Raw genomic sequence first — 21,898 nt, forward strand, 5'->3', positions numbered from 1 at the left:
GAGACAAAACCATTTGTCTCAATTCTTAAAGAAGCGGCCACTGGCCGCTTCCTAAGAAATGACTTCCTTCAATTATTTTTCAGGAACTTTGATGCTACCATCAAGGATTTTAGCTTTTGCATCTTCAACAGCTTTTTTACCTTCTTCAGAAAGGTTAGTTACTGCCAAGTCAACACCTTTATCCTTCAATGAGTAAACGATAACTTGACCACCAGGGAATTCCCCTTTTTCAGCTTTGTTGGCAAGGTCTTTTACAGCTGTACCAACTTGTTTCAAAGTAGAAGCAAGTACAAAGTTAGCTTCTTTACCATCTTTAGAAGTGTATTTACCTTCATCAACTTGGTCACGGTCTACACCGATAACCCAAACTTTTTCGTCTTCATTTTTGCTTTCATTCAGAGATTTAGCTTCTGAGAAAACACCTGCACCAGTACCACCAGCTGCTTGGTAGATAACGTCTGCACCTGCAGCGTATTGAGCTGCAGCGATTGTTTTACCTTTAGCGGCATCACCAAATGAACCAGCGTAGTCTACTTGTACTTTGATAGATGGGTCAACTGACTCAACACCAGCTTTGAAACCAGCTGCGAAACGAGAAATAACTTCAGATTCCATACCACCTACAAAACCAACTTGTTTTGTCTTAGTAGTTTTAGCTGCGGCAACACCTGCAAGGTAAGCTGCTTCATTGTCAGCAAAAGTAGCACTTACAACATTTTTTTGATCTTTAATGACATCATCAATCAGAACATAGTTTAAGTCTGTATGTTCTTTGGCAGCATCAGCAACTGCATTTTTAAGCGCAAAACCAATACCATAAATTAAGTTGGAGTTTCCAGCTGCTTGTTGCAAGTTGTTTGCGTAGTCAGCTTCACTTGTTGATTGGAAGTAAGTGTAACCATTGTCTTTTGAAAGGTTGTGTTCTTTACCCCAAGCTTGAAGACCTTCCCAAGCTGATTGGTTAAATGATTTATCATCAACACCACCAGTATCTGTAACGATAGCTGCTTTAGTCTTCACATCAGAAGAAGATGAAGCTGCGTTACGAGAAGAGCGATTACCACATGCAGCAAGTCCAAATGCTGCTACTGCAACTAGACCAAGGCCTAGCCATTGTTTTTTGTTCATTACTGAACCTCCTAAATAAGATGCGCAACTAAGTTGCAAGTATAGATAGATAGGTCACTAGGACCCTTGTCACTCAGTGAGTGACACAGACTAATGCAAGTCTGTAAAAGAATATGGAAGTAATTCCCCGACCGTCATCTCGACCGTCGTTTTATCTTTGGCGACTAGAGTCACCTTTAGATCTGGTTTAAAAAATTCGACCATAACTTGGCGACAAGCACCGCAAGGCGAAATTGGTTTTTCAGTTTGACCATAGACAATCAATTCTGAAAAGTCTCGTTGTCCTTCAGAGACCGCCTTAAAGATTGCAGTTCTTTCGCCACAGTTGGTCAAGGGGTAGCTAGCATTTTCAATGTTAACCCCTGTATAGATACTTCCGTCCTTGGCTACCAAAACAGCGCCAATCGGAAAATGTGAATAGGGAACGTAAGCTTTCTTACTAGTTTCAATCGCTAATTCAATCAACTCAGTAGTCGCCATCAGCTAATTCTCCTTTTAAGATTGCAACACCAGAAGATGTTCCAATTCGAGTAGCTCCTGCTTCAACAAAGGCAACTGCATCTGCATAAGAACGAGCTCCTCCAGCTGCTTTGACTCCCATATCAGGACCAACTGTCTGACGCATTAATTGAACATCTGGCAAAGTTGCTCCACCTGTTGAGAAACCTGTAGAAGTCTTGACAAAGTCTGCACCAGCTTTTTGAGCAAGTTGGCAAGCCAGAACTTTTTCTTCATTCGTTAACAAACAAGCTTCAATAATAACCTTTACAAGTTTGTCTCCACTTGCTTCCACAACAGCTTGAATGTCTGTCTCAACTAATGAAAGATTTCCTGATTTTAGTGCACCAACGTTGATAACCATATCAATTTCGTCGGCACCATTTTGGATGGCTTCTTTGGTTTCATAGGCTTTGACAGCTGAAGTTGTAGCTCCAAGAGGAAAACCTACAACTGTACAAACCTTGACATCAGTATCTGTTAGACCAGCTTTTGCATGCGAAACCCAGCAAGGATTCACACAAACACTGGCAAAATCGTACTCTCTTGCTTCAGATAGCAAACGATCGATTTGTTGTTCGGTTGCATCTTGCTTTAAAAGTGTATGGTCAATGTATTTATTTAATTTCATTTCGGATTTTCCTTAAATTAGGAGATAATTTCGATGATTTCACGCATTTTTAGCGTTTCATCACTCATTTTAATTTTAACATATTTTTGGAAATCTGTAACTAGTTCCGGAGAAATTTTGCCATTTGCATATACTTTTGCGACAATTTCACCTTTTTTGACTGATTCTCCAACTTTCTTCTCAAAAACAATTCCTGTTTCATAATCAAGAGCATCTGTTTTGACTGCACGACCAGCACCTAATCTCATAGCGAAAAGACCGAACTCCATGGCTGGAAGTTCTGCGATAATACCATCCTCTTGAGCAGGAATATCAATTACATGGTCAACTTTTACTGGACGATAGAGGTCCTCTAGGTTTCCACCCTGAGCTAGAACCATCTCTTCAAATTTCTTGAGTGCCTGACCATTTTCAAGATGTTGCCTTACTTCCTCGACTGTTTTTTCAACATTTGCCAGAGAAAGCATAATCTGAGCTAACTCACAGATAAAGTGACTAATATCCTCGCGTCCTTTACCCTGAAGAATTTCTAGTGCTTCTAGAATTTCCAAGCGGTTCCCAATGGCACGCCCTAAAGGTTGACTCATATCCGTAATGACTGCTACTGTCTTGCGACCAACAGCTTTCCCGAGATTCACCATGGTTTGAGCCAGTTCACACGCCTCGTCGACTGTTTTCATAAAGGCACCTTCTCCGACAGTAACATCCAGCAAAATAGCATCCGCTCCAGCAGCAATCTTTTTACTCATGACAGAACTAGCAATCAGTGGAATAGTATCAACTGTTGCTGTCACATCACGTAGTGCATAGAGCAACTTATCCGCTTTGACTAGTTGGTCAGATTGACCAATAACTGAAACCCCGATATCTTGGACTTGTTTGATAAAGTCATCCTGACTGCGTTCGACTTTAAAACCTTTGATAGATTCTAATTTATCGATAGTGCCTCCGGTGTGTCCTAGACCTCTACCACTCATCTTGGCAACTGGTACGTCAAAACTAGCTACCAAGGGTGCTAGGATTAAAGTTACCTTGTCACCAACACCACCCGTAGAGTGTTTATCAACCTTGATACCTTCAATAGCGGATAAATCAAATTCTTGACCTGTCTTGACCATATTCATCGTCAGGTCAGAAATCTCACGTGTGGTCATTCCTTTAAAATAAACAGCCATGGCAAAGGCTGACATCTGGTAATCAGGAACAGGTCCTGCTACATAACCTTCAATCAGCCATTGGATTTCACTTGAGGTTAGTTCTTGACCGTCTCTTTTTTTCTGGATTAGATCTACTGCTCTCATTCTTTCACACTTCTAAGGATATAATATCCTTTGTCTTTCTTCACGACCTCACAATTACCAAAGACTTCTTCCATCTTGTTTTTGGCACTTGGAGCTCCTTGTTTTTTCTGGATAACAATAGTCAAATCTCCACCATCCATAAGATAATCAATACTTTTCTCGATGATTTCATGAACGACCTGCTTGCCTGCACGTATGGGCGGATTCGAAATGACATGATCGAATTGACCTTCTACCTGCTCATAAATATTGGACTGGAAGATAGTCGCTTGAACATTGTTTTTCACTGCATTTTGCTGGGCTAAATCCAGGGCACGATTATTGATATCCACCATGGTCGCTTGGGCACCATAAGCTTTAACCAAAGACAAGCCGATGGGACCATAGCCACAACCAACATCAAGGATTTTTTCATCTTTTTCGACATCTAGACATCTTAACAATAACTGACTTCCGAAATCAATCATTTTTTTACTAAAGACACCAGCATCTGTCAAAAAGGTCATCTTTTGCCCAAGTAGGTCAACTCTAAGTTCATGAACATCATGGGCTGCATCTGGATTTTCTGCATAATACATTTTACTCATAGTTTCATTTTACCATAAAATTTAGATATTTTAAATCGTTTACACGGTCTATACCATCTAAGGCCCTAAGAAGAGATAACCTAGGAACATACTAATAAAAAATGAAAATAGACAAGCTAGACCAATCAATATCAGCCACCATTTTCTTGTTAAAATGGTGAGAATCAAATAAATAAAACCAATAATTGGTAGCAAGAATAACAAGACAAAGGCAGACCAACTATAGGTTTGACTTCCTAAATTCACAGTAAACTCAATCAATGTTGGAGACAACCACAAAATAGCAACAAGTAAACAACTTAGTTTTAGTATTTTATCACTTATTTCTACTCTCATAACATCACCTCTTTTGATGTTTATTCTACCTCTATTCTAACAAAGAAAGCGCTTTTTCTCAAATGATTCAGATGTCTTTCTTTGTAAATTATGGTATACTGAGGTATCAAACGAGGAAATTTTATGACCAACGAATTTATACATTATGAAAAAATCAGTCGCGGAACTTGGCAATCTTTACATCGTAAGACAACACCTCCTTTAACCGAGGAGGAATTGGATTCGATTAAGAGTTTTAATGACCAGATTAGTCTCCAAGATGTAACAGATATTTACCTGCCGCTAGCTCATCTGATTCAAATCTACAAACGCTCCAAAGAAGACCTAGCCTTTTCAAAAGGGATTTTTCTCCAAAGAGAAAGTAAAAATCAGCCTTTTATTATTGGAATTTCAGGTAGTGTCGCTGTTGGCAAATCAACTACTAGCCGACTCTTACAAATTTTGCTTTCCCGTATTTTTCCAGAAGCAAGTGTTGAATTAGTGACAACCGATGGATTTCTCTATCCTAACAGTATCTTAAATGATCGAAATATCCTAAACCGAAAAGGTTTCCCTGAGAGTTATGATATGGAAAGCTTGCTCGATTTCCTTGATCAACTTAAAAACGGTCAGGATGTAGATATCCCCGTTTATTCTCACGAAATCTACGATATCGTACCTGATAAAACACAAAGAGTTCAAGCAGCGGATTTTGTCATTGTAGAAGGTATCAACGTCTTTCAAACACCACACAACAGCCGTCTTTATATTACAGACTTCTTCGATTTTTCAATCTATGTAGATGCTGCAGTCGAGGATATCGAGAGCTGGTATTTGGATCGTTTCTTGAAACTTCTTAGCTTTGCACAAGATGATCCAAACAACTATTACTATCGTTTCACCCAGCAACCCATTAGTGAAGTAAAAGATTTTGCCCATCAGGTTTGGACAAGTATTAATTTGACCAATCTACAAAACTACATCGAACCGACAAGAAATCGGGCAGAAGTCATTCTTCATAAATCTAAAAATCATGAAATTGATGAAATTTATTTAAAAAAGTGATTTCCCCTTGTCAAAATAATAGTTTTCAGATATAATGGTATAGTTAGTAAATATGGAGGTAAGAACATTGGCAAACATTAAATCAGCTATCAAACGCGCTGAATTGAACGTTAAACAAAACGAAAAGAACTCAGCTCAAAAATCAGCTATGCGTACTGCTATCAAAGCTTTTGAAGCAAACCCATCTGAAGAACTTTACCGTGCTGCTAGCTCAGCCATCGATAAAGCAGAAACTAAAGGTTTGATCCACAAGAATAAAGCTAACCGTGATAAAGCACGTCTTGCAGCTAAACTTGGTTAATCTTTAACTGGATACAAAATGAGCTCTTCGGAGCTTTTTTTGTACACATTTTTATGGAGGTTATCATGAAAATTGCTATTATAGGATATTCAGGCTCAGGTAAATCTACTCTGGCAGAAAAACTTTCCAGCTACTACTCCATTCCTAAACTCCATATAGACCGATTGCAATTTCAGCCTGGGTGGCAAGATAGCAATCGCGATTGGATGTTAAAGGAGATGAAGACTTTCCTTTCTAAACATGAGGATTGGGTTATCGACGGAAACTATACATGGTGTAGCTACGAGGAAAGGATGGAGCAAGCTGATCAGATTATCTTTTTAAACTTCTCAGCATGGAATTGTTTAGTAAGAGCCTTTAAACGCTATCTAAGATACAGAGGAAAGGTTAGAGAAAGTATGGCAGAGGGGTGTCCTGAACGTTTTGACTGGGAGTTTATCCGCTGGATTCTTTGGGATGGACGTAACTCTTCTCACAAAGACCATTATCAACAGATCTGTTCAGACTATGCTGACAAGGTAACCATAATCACTAATCAAAAAGAACTAGATGGCTTTCTTCATAAAAAAGAGGTTTCCTGTTAAGGAAACCTCTTTTCTTATTCTGCAATTAAAGTCTCTAGACCAACCTTCATCATATCAGTGAAGGTGTTTTGACGTTCTTCTGCAGTTGTATCTTCATCTGGATTAACCAAGCTATCAGAAATGGTCATAATAGCAAGAGCATCGACATGGTGTTGAGCAGCAAGATAGTAAAGAGCTGCTGCTTCCATTTCTACAGCTTTCACACCCCATTTACCAAGTTCAATGTTCTTCTCAAAGTAGTTTGAATAGAAAACGTCTGATGACAAGACATTTCCGACATGAGTAGTCATACCAAGGTCTTTGGCAATGTGGTAAGCCTTATCTAAAAGATCAAAACTAGCGATTTGTGGGAAATCGTATTGAGGCCAGTCGTTACGGATGATGTTTGAGTTGGTTGCAGCTGCTTGAGCCAAGACCAATTCACGGACGTGAACATCCTCATTCAAAGATCCAGCTGTTCCCACACGGATCAATTTCTTTACTCCGTAGTCGACAATCAACTCACGCGCATAGATGGAGATGGATGGCATCCCCATCCCTGTTCCCATAACAGAAACACGGTGACCTTTATAAGTACCTGTGTAACCAAACATGTTACGGACTTCGTTAAAGCAAACAGCATCTTCAAGAAAATTCTCAGCGATAAATTTCGCACGAAGAGGATCCCCAGGAAGAAGAATTTTATCAGCAATTTCACCTTGCTTAGCAGCAATATGGATAGACATAGTTTATGATACAAAGAGCGACCAGAAAGCGACTGAAAATTAGGAATCTGACGAGAAATCCTGATTTCTCAGTCAGATTATCTATTTTCCGAGCTTTCCGCTCGTGTTCAAATCTGAACACCTCGCCCTACCTTTCTTTCTTAATTTTGATTTAGAGGAGAGCCGCCCGTATTCAGTTCAGCGAATACGGTAAACCCATCCTTTCTTTTTTTTATTGAGTAATTAGAAAAGTTTTCCGATCGTGTTCAAATCAGAACACATGCCCTACCTTTCTTTTTTAAATGATATTGATTATAAATTTAAAATATATTTTGGATTAGAAAAACTAGAGTATTCTTATTAATTTTCTATTATCCTTGTCTTTGGTCGTAAGTATTTCTCCCAAGAGATTCGGTCCAGCATTTTAGCAAAACCAAATGCCAAGTAAGCAGTCACCAAAAGAAAAGGTATAGCCTCTAATGATTGACCAGTGAACCCCATTACCAATCCAGTTGCAGACAGGGGTGCCTTCAAGGTCACAGCTAAAAAGCAAACCGAACCTAATAGTAAGACTGCTGGCTGGTTGCCACCTCCTAGAATCATGGTCAAGAGTGCAGCTCCTGCCATCCCTAAGGCAAAAGATGGGGTCAAGGTACCGCCATAGGCACCTGCCCAAAGGGTGACTAAAACGACCGTGGCTTTCAAGACAAATAAGAGGATTACCGTCTTGGCATTACTACCGTTTAAAATCTCCTGAGCCATCATACGCCCGTTACCAAGTAGATGAGGCAAATGGCTAGCCAATCCAACAAGGAAAAGAAATGTTACAGGCAGAGTATAGAGTATCCGCTTGTCCTTTATTCTCTTTGAAGAAACTTGTTTGTTGAAGCGACTAAAAAGCCAAGCGAGTGGAGTCAGGAAAAGAACTAATAGGGGAACAAGCCACATATCACCTAGTGACCAAGTCAAAGCTGGAATCTGGTAGAGAGCACGATCTGAAACAACAAAGCCTGCTATAAAGGCTGATACATATGTAGTCAGACCGACCAAGAAAAAACGTTTGACAGATAAAGCAATTCCCAAGGTTTCAAAAACGAAAAACACACTCGTTAACGGAACCTGATAGACAGCTGCTAAACCCGCACCAGCTCCACAGGCAATGAGAAAGATTTGGTCCTTCACGGAGAGAGAAAAAATATTGGCAATAGGTCTTGCAAATAAAGCTCCAATCTCCCGTGGCGCAGCTTCCTTACCGATAGGCGTTCCTCCTCCAACTGCAACAATCTGCCAAATTGAATGAACTAGCTGTTTTAAAAAATGAAGTTTGGATTGTGATGTTTCATCTTTCATCTGCGCTTTGATGGAAAAAATCTTTGCTTTTCTTTGCAAGAAATACCAGACCAAGGCAGAACTGACACCCACGATGATTAAACTGAAGCCTATTCGTGATGAGGCAACCCCATCTGTCAAGAATCCAGTGTTATGTTCTGTCTGGCCAAAAGCAATCCCTTCAACCAGCTCTAAAAGATAATGGAGCAAAATTCCGAATATACCTGTAACTAGCCCTAGCATGATAACCGCTAGGATTAATTTGAGGTTATATGGGATCTTATGAAAACTGCTCCTCAACTCATGTACCATGATTATAATTCAGTAAGAATCGCTTTCAGCAATCCTTTGAAGTCGCCTTTGACGCGTTCTGTCACTTCCACTACTTCTTCGTGGTTGAGTTCTTCTTGGAAACCAGCAGCATGGTTAGTGATACATGAAATTCCTAGAACTTTCAAGCCTGAGTGGGCTGCCACAATAACTTCAGGAACAGTTGACATACCGACAGCATCTGCACCAAGAGTCTTATATGCACGGATTTCAGCTGGAGTTTCATAAGTTGGACCTGTCACACCGATATAAACCCCATCATCCAGTTTAATGCCCAATTTGTCTGCTACTTGATGAGCAGTCTCACGGTATTCTTGAGTGTAAGCTTTCGACATATCAGGGAAACGTGGACCAAAGTCATCCAAGTTTTCACCAATCAATGGGTTTTGACCAGTCATGTTGATGTGGTCAGTAATAGCCATCAAGGTACCAGGACCGAAGCCGATACCTCCAGCAGCGTTGGTTACAATTACACCTTCGCATCCCAAAACTTTCATGACACGGACAGGGAAAGTCACAACTTCAAGAGGATTTCCTTCGTAGAAGTGGAAACGACCTTGAAGAGCCAAGACTTTACGTCCAGCAAGATCACCATAAACCAATTTCCCAGCATGTCCGACTACTGTGGATTGACCCCAGTTTGGAATGTCAGAGTAGTCTACTACGACTGCATTTTCGATTTCTTCAGCCAATTCTCCAAGACCTGAACCAAGGATCAAACCGAACTCAGGAGCTTCGATTCCTTTGCCCTTCAAAAATGCTGCTGTTTCATTGATTTTATTTAATAATGTCATTAGGTATCTCCTTCTTTATGTTTTAAAAATTGACCAATTTTGTCAAAGGTATTAGCGTTACGAATGGTAATATTACGATAGAAAGGCATCTTAAGCAAGTGCTTGTGATAAGCTGTTTTAGAGTAGCTAGCTTCTGACAATTTACCCCAGAAGATCCCTAATTCCCCAAAATGAAGCACTTCATCGACCAGTTCCAAACTGTTCACTTTCTCGATGACTTGATCCACATCCAAGCTCTCAGTGTAAAAGAGCACATCCTTGCGAGCCATCTCATGATTCCACCAATCAGGAAGATTTCTAAGCTCCTTTTCATAGTCTTCAAGACTCAGCAAGGAAAAACTCTGAATAAATGGATAGCGTCTTTCAAAGAAAGCCTGTAAATTCTCTATTAATTTAGTTCTAGGCACAATGCTATTAAAGAAAATATTGCCACTATTGATGTAGGTTTCAACCTTTTCCAGTCCCAACTCTGTCAGTTCTTGACGAAGTTGCGCCATGACAACTTTATTTTTCCCACCGACATTAATTCCCCTAACAAGTAGAGCGTAGCGAATCATCTTAAACTAATTTATCTAAGAAACTTTCACCGATCATGGCTTTTTCAACACCAAAGTTCTCTGCAATCGTTGCTGAGATGTCAGCGAAGTGTCCAACTGGAATTAATCCATTGCCTTTAAAGGATGGACTGTATGCCAAAAGTGGAATATATTCACGAGTATGATCTGTACCAGCATAGGTTGGGTCATTTCCGTGGTCAGCAGTAATCAAAAGAAGATCGTCTTCTCTCATTGCTGCCATAATTTCTGGCAAGCGCTCATCAAACTCATGCAAACAATCACGATAGCCGTGTGGATCACGACGGTGTCCATATAAAGCATCAAAGTCTACCAAGTTTGTGAAGGAGAACCCTTTTTCAAATTCAGGAAGTCCCATAGTCTTCAATAGTGTATCAATTCCATGACTATTTGACTTATTGTGACCCATATCGTGGTTGATACCAGCACCGTTGAAGATATCGTTGATCTTACCAACTGCATAGGTGTCGATACCAGCTTCATTCAATTTGTCCAATACAGTTGGAGCAAATGGAGATACAGCCAAGTCACGACGGTTAGCCGTACGAGTGAAGTTTCCAGGCTCACCAACATAAGGACGAGCAATGATACGACCTAGAAGAGCTGGCCGTTCCAAAGTGATGGAACGAGCATATTCACAGATACGGTAGAGTTCATCCAAAGGAATGATGTCTTCGTGAGCTGCGATTTGAAGAACTGGGTCAGCTGATGTATAGATGATCAACTCGCCAGTTTCCATTTGGCGTGGTCCGAAGTCATCGATAACAGCTGTACCAGAATAAGGTTTGTTGGCTTCGCGGATGACCTTGCGACCTGAGAATTCTTCGATTTTTGTCAAGATTTCTTCTGGGAATCCATTCCAGAAAGTATCAAAAGGTTCAGTGATATTAAGTCCCATGATTTCCCAGTGACCAGTCATGGTATCTTTACCTAGAGATACCTCTTCAAGCTTAGTCGCATAACCTGTTGGATTGCTCTCAGCTGGAACTGTCTTCAATGGTGTTTCGCGAGGAATGTTCCCAAGACCAAGTTTTGCCATATTTGGCACATTCAAACCAACTGATTTTGAAATGTGTCCAAGCGTGTCTGATGCACCATCAGGAACACCAGCGTTGACAAAGTTATGAGCATCTGGTGCTGCACCGATTCCTACAGAATCTAGTACCACCAAGTGAATACGATTAAATTTTGGCATAGTGTGTCTCCTTTTTATTTTGATTATTTTGCTTTTGTTGAAGTTAAAATCTGAACGCCCTCTTGTCCAGCAACGATGACCTTATCCACCATTTGGTTAAACAATCCATGCTCGACGACACCAACGACATGATCCAATTCTTGTCCCAGAGCAATTGGGTCTTCAATCACTTCCAGGGCCAAATCGATGATAAAGTTCTGCATATCCGTCACAAAACGTTGACCATCTTTTTCACGAAAGCTCGGTTTATAGCCAGCTCGTTCAAATCGACGGAAGACCTGTTCGGCACCATATTGAACAACCTCTACTGGTAATTTAAAGGCACCGAGTTTCTCTACTAGCTTACTTTCATCAACTACCCAGATATATTCTTTAGATGGAGTTGCGACAACCTTTTCCATGAGAAGGGCCCCACCACCGCCTTTGATGCCGTTAAACTGACTGTCTACTTCATCTGCACCATCAACTGTCAGGTCTACAAAGTCTACTTGATCAATAGACTTAAGAGGAATATTGAGTCCTTCTGCCTGCTTGCTGGTCACACTAGAAGTCGTTACAGCTGTAATCTGTAAGCCCTCTTCCTTGATACGACGACCTATTTCTTCTACGAAATAGTAGGCAGTTGAGCCTGTTCCAAGCCCGATAACCATACCATCTTTGACGAACTCGGCAGCTTTAATCCCTGCCATTTTTTTCAGATTTTCCACTTATACACCTCCAAATAGAGCTACTTCTATTATAGCATGAATACGCTTCAAATTCATCCTTACACTAGAAAAACCCGAACAATTTATGTCGGGTTTTGTGATGTTTACTTAACCATATCAGGGTCATAGTCGTAAAATCCAGTATCCAAGAAACGATTTTTAGGATGCAGCTTGCGAACTTCTTCATCGAGCAAGAAGGCCTGGTCATGAGTAAAGTTACCTTCTTGAATTAAATTGCGCGCTTGAATAAAGAGTTTTGTAATTTCTACAAAGTTTTGGCCAGGTGTATAAAGACCTTCAAGTTTCCAGTGGGTAAATCCATGCTCTACCAACTCAGTCAACTTGGTCATCAAATCAAGGTCATTGTTCGCAAAGATATGAGTCCCATGATTGTCTTCAAAAATAGAGTAATGGCTCCCTGGATCACTTGGCTCAGCTAAGAACAAGTCACGTTGACGAGATTTTTCATCATCTATTTGAGTGAAATTATAGTAGTTTTGCAAGAGTGGACGCTTCGAATGGTGAATGACACTAGCACCGTATACCAAGACCTCAGCAGGAATTTCTAAAATTTCAGGCATTTTGAAAAGTTCTGCAGATGGAATTTCACGCGCCAAAACTGCTTCTGACGCTCCTGCTTTTTGTCCCCAGAAGTTAATCTGACGACTGCTTGTAACCATGGTTGAGGCATCGTAAATCGTTTTGAAAGAATAGTTATCACGGTTAACCACATAAAAGACACCTGCGTCCCCAACTGTGATATAGTCCGTTTTGATTTCTTCTAAAAAGTCCAAGAAGGGCTTGATACGGTCCATCATGTCTTGGTGCATAAGAGCATTGACCGCAACGATTAATTCCTTACCGGCATCATGAACAATTTTTGCGATTTCACGCAATTCTTCATGACTAAAGGTAGTTGGCAAACGAAGACCAAAATCTTTCTCACCGACATAAATGCGGTCGACACCAGCTTCAAGTAGCTGTTTTACTTGTTCAATACTTTCAGCAGTTGCTGTAATGATAATCTTTTCCATAGAGAAAATTATACCACATTTCCAAAAAATCAGCTATATAGAAAAGTGGGTCTTGTTAGTCCAAATTTTAAAAAAGTGAACCGTACCACTAACAGTTCACTTTTTAGATTTAAGCTTGTGTCTTTTCAACAAGTCGTCCGTCATTCATCACATAAATACGATCAACCTTATCTAGCAAGCGAGTATCATGTGTAATCATGACAACACCCCTGCCTTGCTCATGGGCAATTGAAGCCAGCATATCCGTCACTTGATAAGCACGTTGTGTATCCAAGCTAGCTGTCGGTTCGTCTGCAAGTACGATACTAGGATTATTATAAAGGGCTCTAGCAATTGCAGCTCGTTGGCGTTCACCACCAGAGAGAGCTTTGGGATAGTGATTTTGAACCTTTTCCAAATCCAACAAACTGAACAACTCTTGTCGGTCACTTTTTTCTGATTTCTTTTTATCTAAACGGTCAATTAAATCTAATTGCTCCTTAACCGTTAAAAAGGGAATCAGGTTTGAAGCTTGGAGAATAAAACCAAATTCTCTGAAGCGCAAATCCGTTTTTTCTTTTTCAGATAAATGCCCAGTCTCTTTTCCCTTTACTAGAATCTTTCCACTTGAAGCTTCCTGAAGTTGGCCTAGAGTCGTTAAAAAAGTTGTTTTACCTGATCCAGAAGGACCCACAATCGCTACAAACTCCCCAGCGTTTAGCTGAAAATTGGTCTCATGGAGAGCTGTAACTTTCATATTGCCTTCGCCATAAGTTTTTGTCACTTGAATCATCTCAATTAATGTCGTCATATCATTCTCCTTATCATTCTGTAATCGCTGTAATTGGATCTACTTTAAGTAGACGCGGAAGCGAAATGATGCCACCTAGTAGTGCCATCAAGCAAATGACCAGGCTTAACACAAAGTATGCCATCCAACTAGGGTAGAAAAAGAAGGTTGCAGGTAAGACTAAAATGACAGCCCAAATGGCTAACAAAGCCAAACCTATACCCAAACCAGATAAGAGAAAGATTTGACAGAAAAGGGACCATACGATGGATTTTATCTGAATCCCTTGCGCTCGCATAATTCCATAGAGGCCTAATTTTTGAATGGTAATGATGTAGATAAAAATTCCTACAATCAGACCTGTAATGACAATCATAGCTAGAATCATTCCTGAGAATACATTGACCTGAGGAGTATAGCCAGGAATTTTCGAAATCATTTTTTGAATAGAAATCTGCTTCAAACCATCGCCAGTCACTTCCACATCATTTTGCAATACCAATGCAGAGATCGAACGATTACCTTTTGTTGTTCCTTGTAAATCCCAATACGTTGTTAAACTTGTAAAGACAACAGGTTCCGTGAAAAATTTATTTTCTCTGGTCAAACCTACAATCTTAAAACTTGTCTCACTTCCGTTGAGTTGAATAGCGTCCCCGAGTTTGATGCCGTAATTTTCAAAAGACTGATCCACTACCACTTCTTGGTCATTTTCTGGGTAACGCCCTTCAATCAGGGTTGGCGAGATAAAACTGTCCCACTCTTGACCAAAAATAGAGACATTCATTTTGTCACTACTATTAACAAGGTTTGTCACCGCAAACATATAGCTCAGGGGAACAGCATCCTTAGACACTTTATCTTTGTAGTCTTTTTCTGGAATAAAGGATGCAGTTAAATTATCATTTGCATAATCGGATAGCACAACACCTGTTGCTTGCCAATTATCAATAGCAGCCCTGTTATTTCGAACAAGCCCGAGAGCCAAACTGGTCATAAAAAAGACCATAAAAGCAATGAGAAAAATGGTTGTTAGAATTAAACTGTAACGCAGTTTATTCTGTAAAATTTCTTTGATAGCAAGATACATGCCAATCTCCTTTAAGTATTCTGTTGTCGAGGGAACAAATCTCCTCTTTACCATAGCACTAAAGATAGAAAACTATCTCGTCATGAACAACTAGAATCAATTTAAAAGAATCCTGTCCTTACTTCAAAATTGAATTTATTTGCATCTGTGTATGATTTTTATTCGTTTCATGCATCAAATTTCCCCTCGTTGAAATAAGAGAAAAATAATAAAGTTTAAACGGTTTACTCATCCTATCATTTTCCCAACAGCATGTCAAGAATTCCGAAATTGGTCTTGATAACAGATTTTATGCAATTTGTAACAATCCTGTAATAATTCTCTCTTTAAAAAATGATAAAATAGTAATGTACTGTTAAGGAGAGAAATATGCCCGCAAGAAAACTACACCCGTATGAGTTAGAACAAGAAAGTATAAAAACTGCTCAGTTTCAAGATTATGTCCCAGAAAATACTTCTGTTGCTAGTGTAAAGGAAGTCCTATTTTTTGTAAACATTGCTTGCTTCTGTGTCTTTTTAGCTATCTTTAGTTTTATGTTCTTATCGCTTAAATTGAACACTGTTTTATCATTTGCTTTGGCTATCGGCCTCAGTCTTGTAGCTTTACAATTTCAGCGCACTTTTATCAAGAAAAAATTCAAATAAAAACCTTCGATGAATCGAAGGTTTTTTTATTTATTCTTTCGTCTTGATGGTGTTGTGATAGCTATCTTGACTTCAAAAATTGTTCCGTTAGGTTTGTTATCTTTCACACTGATAGAGCCTTTTAAGGCATCGACAATCTGCTTAGCTAAAGACAAGCCTAAACCGAAACCACCCTTTTGCCGTGTACGTGCCTTATCAACACGATAAAAACGATCAAAAATTTTCTTTTTATCGGCTGCAGAAATACCGATCCCATTATCAGCTACCGTTAGATAGAGGCTTCGTTCTTTCGTTGAAATCTCAAAATATATATCTCCTTCTTCTTCTGTATACTTGACCGCATTGTCAAACAGAATCGTCATTAATTGCTTGAGGAGGAGTTTATCTGTGATAATGGTCCGATGAACACGATTTTGGAAACGAAAGACACGATTATTCTCGGACGCAATCATCTCATAGTTAGTAAAGGTTGTATTAAAGAAGTCTGGCTCTACCTCTCCAAACTCAGGCTTGATTCCATCATCCCTGCGTGCCAGATTGAGAAGGTTAGTCGTTAGAAACTTCATATTTCGAACTTCTTCCAAACTAGAAGCGATACTCTCACTTGACTCCATAATAGTCGCCTCTGGTTTTCTAAAAAGAGTTTCCAAACGGTTCTGAAGAACTGCCAACGGAGTCCGTAATTCATGACTGGCATTTTCCACAAAGCTTTTCTGCTTTTGCATACTTTCAAGTAAGGGTTTAACACTGACACGTGCAAGATAGAGACTGGCTAAGATAGATAGAATCCAAAAACTTGCCATCACCACCACGATTAACTGCTCATGGTTTTGACTAATTTGCTCTAGTTGGCTTGTGTTAATCAGGATAGCAGCATACTTAATATTAGTCGAAACAGAATCAATATTCATTTCCGTTAAGACCACCCGATAAATCTCATCCTGGCCGTAGCTATTCACAACATGAAGTTGTCGGATATGGTTTAAATCCTTTTTATTGAACGTTATTCTGTCTAATCCTAAAAAGCGATTACCAGTCACTAATTGATTCAAATTTGAATCTAGCAAAATCACTTCAGTATTGGAACTCACATTTGGCTTTTTATCAGATGCTGAAGCGACACTGCCACTACCTAAATCCTTAACGTCTTCAGTTGCACGATTGACGGCCAATTGAATGATGTCCTGAGGATTGTTGCTGAGAGATAGGAGTTTCTCATCCACTGATGTGTAGAGACTGGAGTGCATAACCTGCAAGATAATCAATGTCATGGCAGAGAAAATTAGGGTGAAAACACCAAAATTACGGATAAAGTAGCTAAAATCTTCTGCGTACCAATTCTTTTTTAATTTCTTAAACATGTTTTAAAATATACCCAACACTACGCAAAGTTTGGAGATTTTCAGAAAAGGCTGAACCTTTCAATTTCTTACGAACTTTTGATACATAGACTTCTACAACGGAAATGGTTGTGTCACTATCAAATCCCCATAAACGGTCAAAGATTTGGGTTTTTGGTAAGATGACATTTTGGTTTTGGAGGAAATAGACCAAGAGTTCAAATTCTTTACCAAGCAGCTCAACAGAGGCATCTTGAACCTTAACTTCATTAGTAGATAGATTGACTGTCAAATCACCGTACGTTAAGGTATTTTCGTTAAATTTCCCTGAGCGTTTGAGAAGGGCCTGAATACGCATCTTGAGTTCTTCTAGATAAAATGGTTTGGTTAGATAATCATCTGCTCCCAGCTCAAACCCATGTCCTTTGTCATCAAGACTTTCCTTGGCTGTCATGATGAGAACTGGAGTCGAAACACCTTTTTCACGTAGTTCTTTCAAGACTTGGAAACCATTTTTTTCAGGTAACATCAAATCAAGGAGAATCAAATCATAGACGCCACTTTCAGCCTCGTAGAGACCTTCTTCGCCATCAAATACCTGCATAACATCTGCAAAATCATCCAAAAAATCAAAAACTGAATTTGACAGGCCTAGGTCATCTTCCACTAATAGAATTTTAATCATCAAAGAATTCCTCCTTATTATATCCATTATAGCAAAAATATCTTAAAAAAAACTCAACTTTCCTTGTTTTTCTTAGAGAAAGTTGAGTTTTTATATACTATTTAGTCAAGAAGTTTTCAAGCCTTGCCATATTGTGCAACAACTGCTTCAACTGCTACTTTTTCACGTTTAATCAATTCAACGCGCGCTGCGATATCCTTGATACCCATGCTGATATTACGGCTAAGGGCAAGATCAGAAAGTTGTGGTTCAAAGAAAGCCTTATACTCTGCCAAACGTTGTTCTGTTTTAAAGATGTGTGATGGGAAGATGACAAAGCTATCAAAGCTCATATCTCCACCAAGGGCTGCCTTGATCCAATCCCAGTTTTCACGAGCCCAAACCCAAACAGTTTCTTGGGTAGCTTGGTGTCCAAGGAATTGAAGGTACCATGCTGAAAGGTCTTGTGGTTTCACGACAAATTTGTCCTTCCAAGTTGCAAGAAGAGTTTGGATATTTTCTGCATCTGTACTGTATGCAAGCGCAGCTGCTAATTGACGTTTGAAAACTGCATCTGTTGCATGAGTGTATAGATCCAGATAAGTTGCCACCAAGTCCTTAGTCTCATTGTGTTTAATCTCATTGATGAGGACTTGAGCACGAATGGCTGCTGGAAGTCCTGCAAGTTTTTCTTTATGGGCTGCAAAGATTTGACTAGCAACTTGACTAGCTTCTTCATCATTTGAACGAATCATCATAGAAATGGTCAATTGACGAACCAACTCATCCTCATCTGATTCTCCGTCTTTAGCTTCAAAACCAAGTCGTTCATAGTTGTGACGGGCCAATTTAGCAACCAGAGTGTTAAAGGCTTTCTCAGCTTCTGTTCCTTCATCGATAAAGCGCTCAAGGGCACCAATAACCTGAGAAACTGCAGCAACAACCAGGTAAGACTCTTCCTTAGCAAGTTTATCAAGTACTGGCAACAAGTCTGCATATGATACATGTCCTGCTTCAGCAAGCAAACGACGTTCTTGGACGATTTGAAGCTTACTTGTGTTATCAAGTTCAACTAATTCTGAAAGGATAGCATCCAGTAATTCACCTTGATAGTCAGTAATGTAGTGGGCAGTATTTTCAGTGTTGAGACGAAGCGCTGTTTTGTTTTCAGCAAGAAGAGCTGCATAACCTGGAATTTCGATGCTTTCAGTTTCGAGAGTATCTGGCAAACCTTTCCAGTTGCTGTTCAGGGGTACTACCCAAAGACGGTTCTTGTCTTCATGCTCACCGATGAAGAATTGTTTTTGTGAGATCTTCAAAACATCATTTTCAACTGTAGCAGTCAAAACTGGATAACCGGGTTGCTCCAACCAAGAATCCATAAAGGCTGCTACATCACGGCCTGATGCTTGACCAAGGGCATTCCAAAGGTCACGACCAATAGTGTTTCCGTATTGGTGTTTTTCAAAGTAAGCACGCAAACCTTTAGCAAAATCAGCATCTCCTAGCCAACGACGAAGCATGTGCATGAGACGGCTTCCTTTAGCATAAACGATAGCAGAGTCAAAGAGTGTATTGATTTCATCTGGGTGTTTGACTTCGACGTGAACAGACTGAACACCATCAGTTGCATCACGTTTAAGAGCGGCTGGCACTCCACTTGTTTGGAAATCTTCAAAGATATTCCAGCTTGGCTCAATGGCATCCACACAGACGTATTCCATCATGTTGGCGAAGCTTTCGTTGAGCCAGAGGTCATCCCACCACTTCATAGTTACAAGGTTACCGAACCATTGGTGAGCAAGCTCGTGGGCAATGACGAGGGCTACTTGTTGACGGCTGGCAAAGGTAGAGTTCTCATCCACAACCAAGTAGACTTCACGGTAAGTCACAAGTCCCCAGTTTTCCATAGCACCAGCTGAGAAATCAGGAAGGGCAATGTGGAGAGATTGAGGAATTGGGTATTTGACACCGTAGTAATCTTCGTAAAATTCAATTGAGCGAACAGCGATATCTAGTGAGAAATCAAGGTTTGAAAGTGGATGTGCCTTGGTTGAGTATACACCTACCAAAGTACCATTTTTAGTTGTAGCAGTTACCCCTTGCAAATCACCAGCTACGAAAGCTAGCAAGTAAGAAGACATACGAGGTGTAGTTTCAAACTTCCAGATACCAGTTTCTTTTCGATTTTCAACATCGATTTCCGGCATGTTTGACAAGGCAAGTTCGCCTTCTGCTTGGTCAAAACGAAGAGATAGATCAAAGGTTGCTTTCGCTTCTGGCTCATCCACACATGGGAAGGCTTCGCGGGCAAAGTGGCTTTCAAACTGCGTCGACAAAACTTCTTTCTTGACACCATCAACTGTGTAGTATGATGGATAGATTCCTGTCATGTTGTCTGTGATTTTACCTGAAAAAGCAATAACCAATTCAACTGAACCTGCTTCTGCAAGTTCGATATGAAGAGCTTCGTTTTCGTTATCAACTGTAAATGGACGAACTTGACCTGCTACTTCAACTGAAGCAATTTCCAAGTCTTTTTGGTGAAGGGAAATACGGTCACTTTTAGCTTGACCAGTAATGGTTACTTTTCCTGAAAACGTCTTGGTCTCACGACTCAAGTCTAAAAATAAATCATAATGTTCAGGAACAAATTTTTCGATATAATGTTCTACTGCTTGCATCATATTCTCCTATTCTAAATTTCTGAGCGAATGCTCTAGTTCAAACATACCTATTTTATCATATTTTTAGTCAGAAAAAAGCTTTGAAAGTTCATTTATACAATTTTTGTCTTTTTGAACTAAAATAATAAGAAAATAGTTTTGTGAACGCCTAGAATTTCTATATTTTAAGCCTGTTTTGGGATTTTGTCAAAACAAGTCAAAAAACACCAAAATTTATAGAAAATTTGCATCGATTTCGTTGACTAATGTATACGTTAGTGCTAAAATTAGTTTGTTTGGTATATTAAATAATAAGGAGGACCAATGAAAAAGCTATTTTTTGCTGTTTTTTCTGCGTTTGCGGCCCTTGCACTTCTAATTTCTATCGGTGCATATAGAACGCAAGCAAAAGAATTAACCAGCCAAGTGAAAATTTCTCAAGTGACAACTGAAGGCGAAAAGATTTCATATCACTGGGAAATTGACAATGGCGTGGAAGTCGGTGATACATTCACAATTTCTATGCCAGAGGACGTTAAGTTTGCTTCTTCTGCTTTTAGCTCAATGAAAAATGCTAGTGGCGAAGAAATTGCAACAGGTAAAGTATCAGATGATGGTAAGACGCTTACTATTACCTTCGTAAAAGGAGGAAATAAAGGAGCTGCAGGAAACGTATCATTCTGGTACAAATGGGATGGAGATAACACCACTGGTAAAGACCAAGAACGTACTATCAAGATTGGATCAGAATCTACAATCGTGAAACGTTCTGGAACTGGACCAGTTCCAGTATTACTTCCAATCAAGAAGTACAACTCAGGTGGAACTGACCATACAACTCTCCAGCATGCTCAAAAAATCTGGGGTCCAACGGGAATTCCAGACTGGAGAGACACTCTCACAGTAACAGAACCAGCTACAGATGGTTTCTTAACATGGCACATCTCAGTAAATAACTCTGTTGATAAGAAAGCTCCAGCTTCAAGCATCGTGTTTACTGACCAAATGCCTAACCTTCCAGCACTTGACTTTAGCCGTCTAAAATCAGCTAAAGGACAAGATGTTTCTCAATACTTCAAAGGTGGATACTACTTGCCTGCATCATTTGACTTAAAAGTTAACGGAAAAACTTTTGTAGTTGATGGAAAACCAATGGCAGGTCTTGGATTAGAACCATACATTGAGTGGACAGACCGCGGATTTAAACTTGATTTGACTAAGGTCAGCGACCAATTTAAAGTTGAATCTACAGACGAAATTACCCTATCATACCAAACACTTCTACAACATGCTGATCAAATCAAGAGCGTAACAAACGTTGCTTCTCTAACAAGCGATCAACACAAAACAGCTGTATCCAAAGAAAACACTTGGATTAACAAAGCTGCTTCAGCAGATGCGCAAGTCTTCAATAGTGATGTAACAACTACAACAACTACATCTACTACAACGACAACTTCTACAACGACTACGACATCTACTACTACAACAACAGAGTCTACGACTTCAACTACTACAACTACGACTCCTGAGTCTACGACTTCAACTACTACAACTACGACTCCTGAGTCTACAACTTCTACTACTACAACTACGACTGAAGAGCCTAAGACTTCATCTTCAACTACAACAACGACGACTGAAGA

Annotated in this window: 23 protein-coding genes; 5 read left to right on the forward strand and 18 right to left on the reverse strand. The window is 39.7% G+C overall.

Annotated elements, in window-relative coordinates; genetic code table 11:
* Positions 1–72: 72 nt before the first annotated feature.
* The 6 genes from O3643_RS02710 to O3643_RS02735 all read right to left on the reverse strand — a co-directional run bounded on the left by O3643_RS02710 (position 73) and on the right by O3643_RS02735 (position 4,481).
* A complete protein-coding gene (locus O3643_RS02710) occupies positions 73–1,128 on the reverse strand; it encodes a BMP family protein (protein WP_371499655.1) in 1,056 nt (351 codons plus the stop codon).
* Positions 1,129–1,218: 90 nt separating this feature from the next.
* Positions 1,219–1,608: a cytidine deaminase gene (locus O3643_RS02715; RefSeq protein WP_371499657.1), complete on the reverse strand. Its 390-nt coding sequence runs from the start codon at positions 1,606–1,608 to the stop codon at positions 1,219–1,221.
* A complete protein-coding gene (deoC, locus tag O3643_RS02720) occupies positions 1,595–2,257 on the reverse strand; it encodes a deoxyribose-phosphate aldolase (protein ID WP_371499659.1) in 663 nt (220 codons plus the stop codon). The genes O3643_RS02715 and deoC overlap by 14 nt, the downstream gene beginning before the upstream one ends.
* Before the next feature lie 17 nt (positions 2,258–2,274).
* Positions 2,275–3,558 (reverse strand): pyrimidine-nucleoside phosphorylase, encoded by a 1,284-nt coding sequence (locus tag O3643_RS02725; RefSeq protein WP_371499661.1) that lies wholly within the window; start codon positions 3,556–3,558, stop codon positions 2,275–2,277.
* The gene (locus O3643_RS02730) at positions 3,555–4,145 is read right to left on the reverse strand and encodes a class I SAM-dependent methyltransferase (protein WP_371499663.1); all 591 of its coding nucleotides are present in this window, start codon (positions 4,143–4,145) and stop codon (positions 3,555–3,557) included. The genes O3643_RS02725 and O3643_RS02730 overlap by 4 nt, the downstream gene beginning before the upstream one ends.
* A 57-nt stretch (positions 4,146–4,202) precedes the next feature.
* Positions 4,203–4,481: a 1,4-dihydroxy-2-naphthoate prenyltransferase gene (locus O3643_RS02735; protein WP_371499665.1), complete on the reverse strand. Its 279-nt coding sequence runs from the start codon at positions 4,479–4,481 to the stop codon at positions 4,203–4,205.
* Between the two features lie 123 nt (positions 4,482–4,604).
* On the opposite strand from O3643_RS02735, the gene coaA reads away from it, so the two are divergent.
* The 3 genes from coaA to O3643_RS02750 all read left to right on the forward strand — a co-directional run bounded on the left by coaA (position 4,605) and on the right by O3643_RS02750 (position 6,410).
* Positions 4,605–5,525 carry a type I pantothenate kinase gene (gene coaA / locus O3643_RS02740; protein ID WP_074324201.1) on the forward strand — a complete coding sequence of 307 codons (921 nt, stop codon included), beginning with the start codon at positions 4,605–4,607 and terminating at the stop codon, positions 5,523–5,525.
* Positions 5,526–5,577: 52 nt separating this feature from the next.
* A complete protein-coding gene (rpsT, locus tag O3643_RS02745; protein WP_029689886.1) occupies positions 5,578–5,826 on the forward strand; it encodes a 30S ribosomal protein S20 in 249 nt (82 codons plus the stop codon).
* 65 nt (positions 5,827–5,891) lie between these two features.
* Complete coding sequence (locus tag O3643_RS02750) at positions 5,892–6,410, forward strand: DNA topology modulation protein (RefSeq protein WP_371499668.1); 519 nt, start codon at positions 5,892–5,894, stop codon at positions 6,408–6,410.
* 14 nt (positions 6,411–6,424) lie between these two features.
* Here the strand turns inward: O3643_RS02750 and deoD are convergent, their stop codons facing one another.
* The 9 genes from deoD to O3643_RS02795 form a co-directional block, all read right to left on the reverse strand.
* Positions 6,425–7,135: a purine-nucleoside phosphorylase gene (gene deoD / locus O3643_RS02755; protein ID WP_025173256.1), complete on the reverse strand. Its 711-nt coding sequence runs from the start codon at positions 7,133–7,135 to the stop codon at positions 6,425–6,427.
* Between the two features lie 339 nt (positions 7,136–7,474).
* Positions 7,475–8,755: a chloride channel protein gene (locus O3643_RS02760; RefSeq protein ID WP_371499670.1), complete on the reverse strand. Its 1,281-nt coding sequence runs from the start codon at positions 8,753–8,755 to the stop codon at positions 7,475–7,477.
* 2 nt (positions 8,756–8,757) lie between these two features.
* Positions 8,758–9,567 carry a purine-nucleoside phosphorylase gene (locus tag O3643_RS02765; protein WP_371499673.1) on the reverse strand — a complete coding sequence of 270 codons (810 nt, stop codon included), beginning with the start codon at positions 9,565–9,567 and terminating at the stop codon, positions 8,758–8,760.
* Positions 9,567–10,124 (reverse strand): DUF1697 domain-containing protein, encoded by a 558-nt coding sequence (locus O3643_RS02770; RefSeq protein ID WP_371499675.1) that lies wholly within the window; start codon positions 10,122–10,124, stop codon positions 9,567–9,569. The genes O3643_RS02765 and O3643_RS02770 overlap by 1 nt, the downstream gene beginning before the upstream one ends.
* A 1-nt stretch (position 10,125) precedes the next feature.
* Positions 10,126–11,337: a phosphopentomutase gene (locus O3643_RS02775; RefSeq protein ID WP_223332850.1), complete on the reverse strand. Its 1,212-nt coding sequence runs from the start codon at positions 11,335–11,337 to the stop codon at positions 10,126–10,128.
* Positions 11,338–11,360: 23 nt separating this feature from the next.
* A complete protein-coding gene (gene rpiA, locus O3643_RS02780; RefSeq protein ID WP_371499677.1) occupies positions 11,361–12,044 on the reverse strand; it encodes a ribose-5-phosphate isomerase RpiA in 684 nt (227 codons plus the stop codon).
* A gap of 104 nt (positions 12,045–12,148) precedes the next feature.
* Entirely contained in the window at positions 12,149–13,078 is a 930-nt protein-coding gene (locus O3643_RS02785) for a peptidase U32 family protein (protein ID WP_371499679.1), read from the reverse strand.
* 109 nt (positions 13,079–13,187) lie between these two features.
* The gene (locus tag O3643_RS02790) at positions 13,188–13,868 is read right to left on the reverse strand and encodes an ABC transporter ATP-binding protein (protein WP_371499681.1); all 681 of its coding nucleotides are present in this window, start codon (positions 13,866–13,868) and stop codon (positions 13,188–13,190) included.
* Between the two features lie 13 nt (positions 13,869–13,881).
* The gene (locus tag O3643_RS02795) at positions 13,882–14,937 is read right to left on the reverse strand and encodes an ABC transporter permease (protein WP_371499683.1); all 1,056 of its coding nucleotides are present in this window, start codon (positions 14,935–14,937) and stop codon (positions 13,882–13,884) included.
* Positions 14,938–15,306: 369 nt separating this feature from the next.
* Between O3643_RS02795 and O3643_RS02800 the strand changes: the two genes are divergently transcribed.
* Entirely contained in the window at positions 15,307–15,582 is a 276-nt protein-coding gene (locus O3643_RS02800; RefSeq protein ID WP_281137342.1) for a DUF3270 family protein, read from the forward strand.
* 26 nt (positions 15,583–15,608) lie between these two features.
* On the opposite strand, the gene O3643_RS02805 is transcribed toward O3643_RS02800, so the two are convergent.
* The 3 genes from O3643_RS02805 to O3643_RS02815 form a co-directional block, all read right to left on the reverse strand.
* Positions 15,609–16,943, reverse strand: coding sequence for a cell wall metabolism sensor histidine kinase WalK (locus tag O3643_RS02805; RefSeq protein ID WP_254724054.1), 1,335 nt, complete (start codon positions 16,941–16,943; stop codon positions 15,609–15,611).
* Entirely contained in the window at positions 16,936–17,607 is a 672-nt protein-coding gene (locus O3643_RS02810) for a response regulator transcription factor (RefSeq protein ID WP_371499686.1), read from the reverse strand. Before O3643_RS02810 ends, O3643_RS02805 begins: the two co-directional genes overlap by 8 nt.
* Before the next feature lie 116 nt (positions 17,608–17,723).
* Positions 17,724–20,270, reverse strand: a complete 2,547-nt coding sequence (locus O3643_RS02815) for a M1 family metallopeptidase (RefSeq protein WP_371499714.1) — start codon at positions 20,268–20,270, stop codon at positions 17,724–17,726.
* 306 nt (positions 20,271–20,576) lie between these two features.
* On the opposite strand from O3643_RS02815, the gene O3643_RS02820 reads away from it, so the two are divergent.
* Positions 20,577–21,898, forward strand: a 1,322-nt coding sequence (locus O3643_RS02820; protein WP_371499688.1) for an Ig-like domain-containing protein, incomplete at its 3' end; no start/stop codon positions are given.

The organism is Streptococcus sp. 20925_1_44, from assembly GCF_041432435.1.
GTDB classification, from domain to species: Bacteria; Bacillota; Bacilli; order Lactobacillales; family Streptococcaceae; genus Streptococcus; species Streptococcus infantis.

Coding starts and splice junctions, on each gene's coding strand:
- O3643_RS02710 (WP_371499655.1), bottom strand. CDS start 1,128: ATGAACAAAAAACAATGGCTAGGCCTTGGTCTAGTTGCAGTAGCAGCA.
- O3643_RS02715 (WP_371499657.1), bottom strand. CDS start 1,608: ATGGCGACTACTGAGTTGATTGAATTAGCGATTGAAACTAGTAAGAAA.
- deoC (WP_371499659.1), bottom strand. CDS start 2,257: ATGAAATTAAATAAATACATTGACCATACACTTTTAAAGCAAGATGCA.
- O3643_RS02725 (WP_371499661.1), bottom strand. CDS start 3,558: ATGAGAGCAGTAGATCTAATCCAGAAAAAAAGAGACGGTCAAGAACTA.
- O3643_RS02730 (WP_371499663.1), bottom strand. CDS start 4,145: ATGAGTAAAATGTATTATGCAGAAAATCCAGATGCAGCCCATGATGTT.
- O3643_RS02735 (WP_371499665.1), bottom strand. CDS start 4,481: ATGAGAGTAGAAATAAGTGATAAAATACTAAAACTAAGTTGTTTACTT.
- coaA (WP_074324201.1), top strand. CDS start 4,605: ATGACCAACGAATTTATACATTATGAAAAAATCAGTCGCGGAACTTGG.
- rpsT (WP_029689886.1), top strand. CDS start 5,578: ATGGAGGTAAGAACATTGGCAAACATTAAATCAGCTATCAAACGCGCT.
- O3643_RS02750 (WP_371499668.1), top strand. CDS start 5,892: ATGAAAATTGCTATTATAGGATATTCAGGCTCAGGTAAATCTACTCTG.
- deoD (WP_025173256.1), bottom strand. CDS start 7,135: ATGTCTATCCATATTGCTGCTAAGCAAGGTGAAATTGCTGATAAAATT.
- O3643_RS02760 (WP_371499670.1), bottom strand. CDS start 8,755: ATGGTACATGAGTTGAGGAGCAGTTTTCATAAGATCCCATATAACCTC.
- O3643_RS02765 (WP_371499673.1), bottom strand. CDS start 9,567: ATGACATTATTAAATAAAATCAATGAAACAGCAGCATTTTTGAAGGGC.
- O3643_RS02770 (WP_371499675.1), bottom strand. CDS start 10,124: ATGATTCGCTACGCTCTACTTGTTAGGGGAATTAATGTCGGTGGGAAA.
- O3643_RS02775 (WP_223332850.1), bottom strand. CDS start 11,337: ATGCCAAAATTTAATCGTATTCACTTGGTGGTACTAGATTCTGTAGGA.
- O3643_RS02785 (WP_371499679.1), bottom strand. CDS start 13,078: ATGGAAAAGATTATCATTACAGCAACTGCTGAAAGTATTGAACAAGTA.
- O3643_RS02790 (WP_371499681.1), bottom strand. CDS start 13,868: ATGACGACATTAATTGAGATGATTCAAGTGACAAAAACTTATGGCGAA.
- O3643_RS02795 (WP_371499683.1), bottom strand. CDS start 14,937: ATGTATCTTGCTATCAAAGAAATTTTACAGAATAAACTGCGTTACAGT.
- O3643_RS02800 (WP_281137342.1), top strand. CDS start 15,307: ATGCCCGCAAGAAAACTACACCCGTATGAGTTAGAACAAGAAAGTATA.
- O3643_RS02805 (WP_254724054.1), bottom strand. CDS start 16,943: ATGTTTAAGAAATTAAAAAAGAATTGGTACGCAGAAGATTTTAGCTAC.
- O3643_RS02810 (WP_371499686.1), bottom strand. CDS start 17,607: ATGATTAAAATTCTATTAGTGGAAGATGACCTAGGCCTGTCAAATTCA.
- O3643_RS02815 (WP_371499714.1), bottom strand. CDS start 20,270: ATGCAAGCAGTAGAACATTATATCGAAAAATTTGTTCCTGAACATTAT.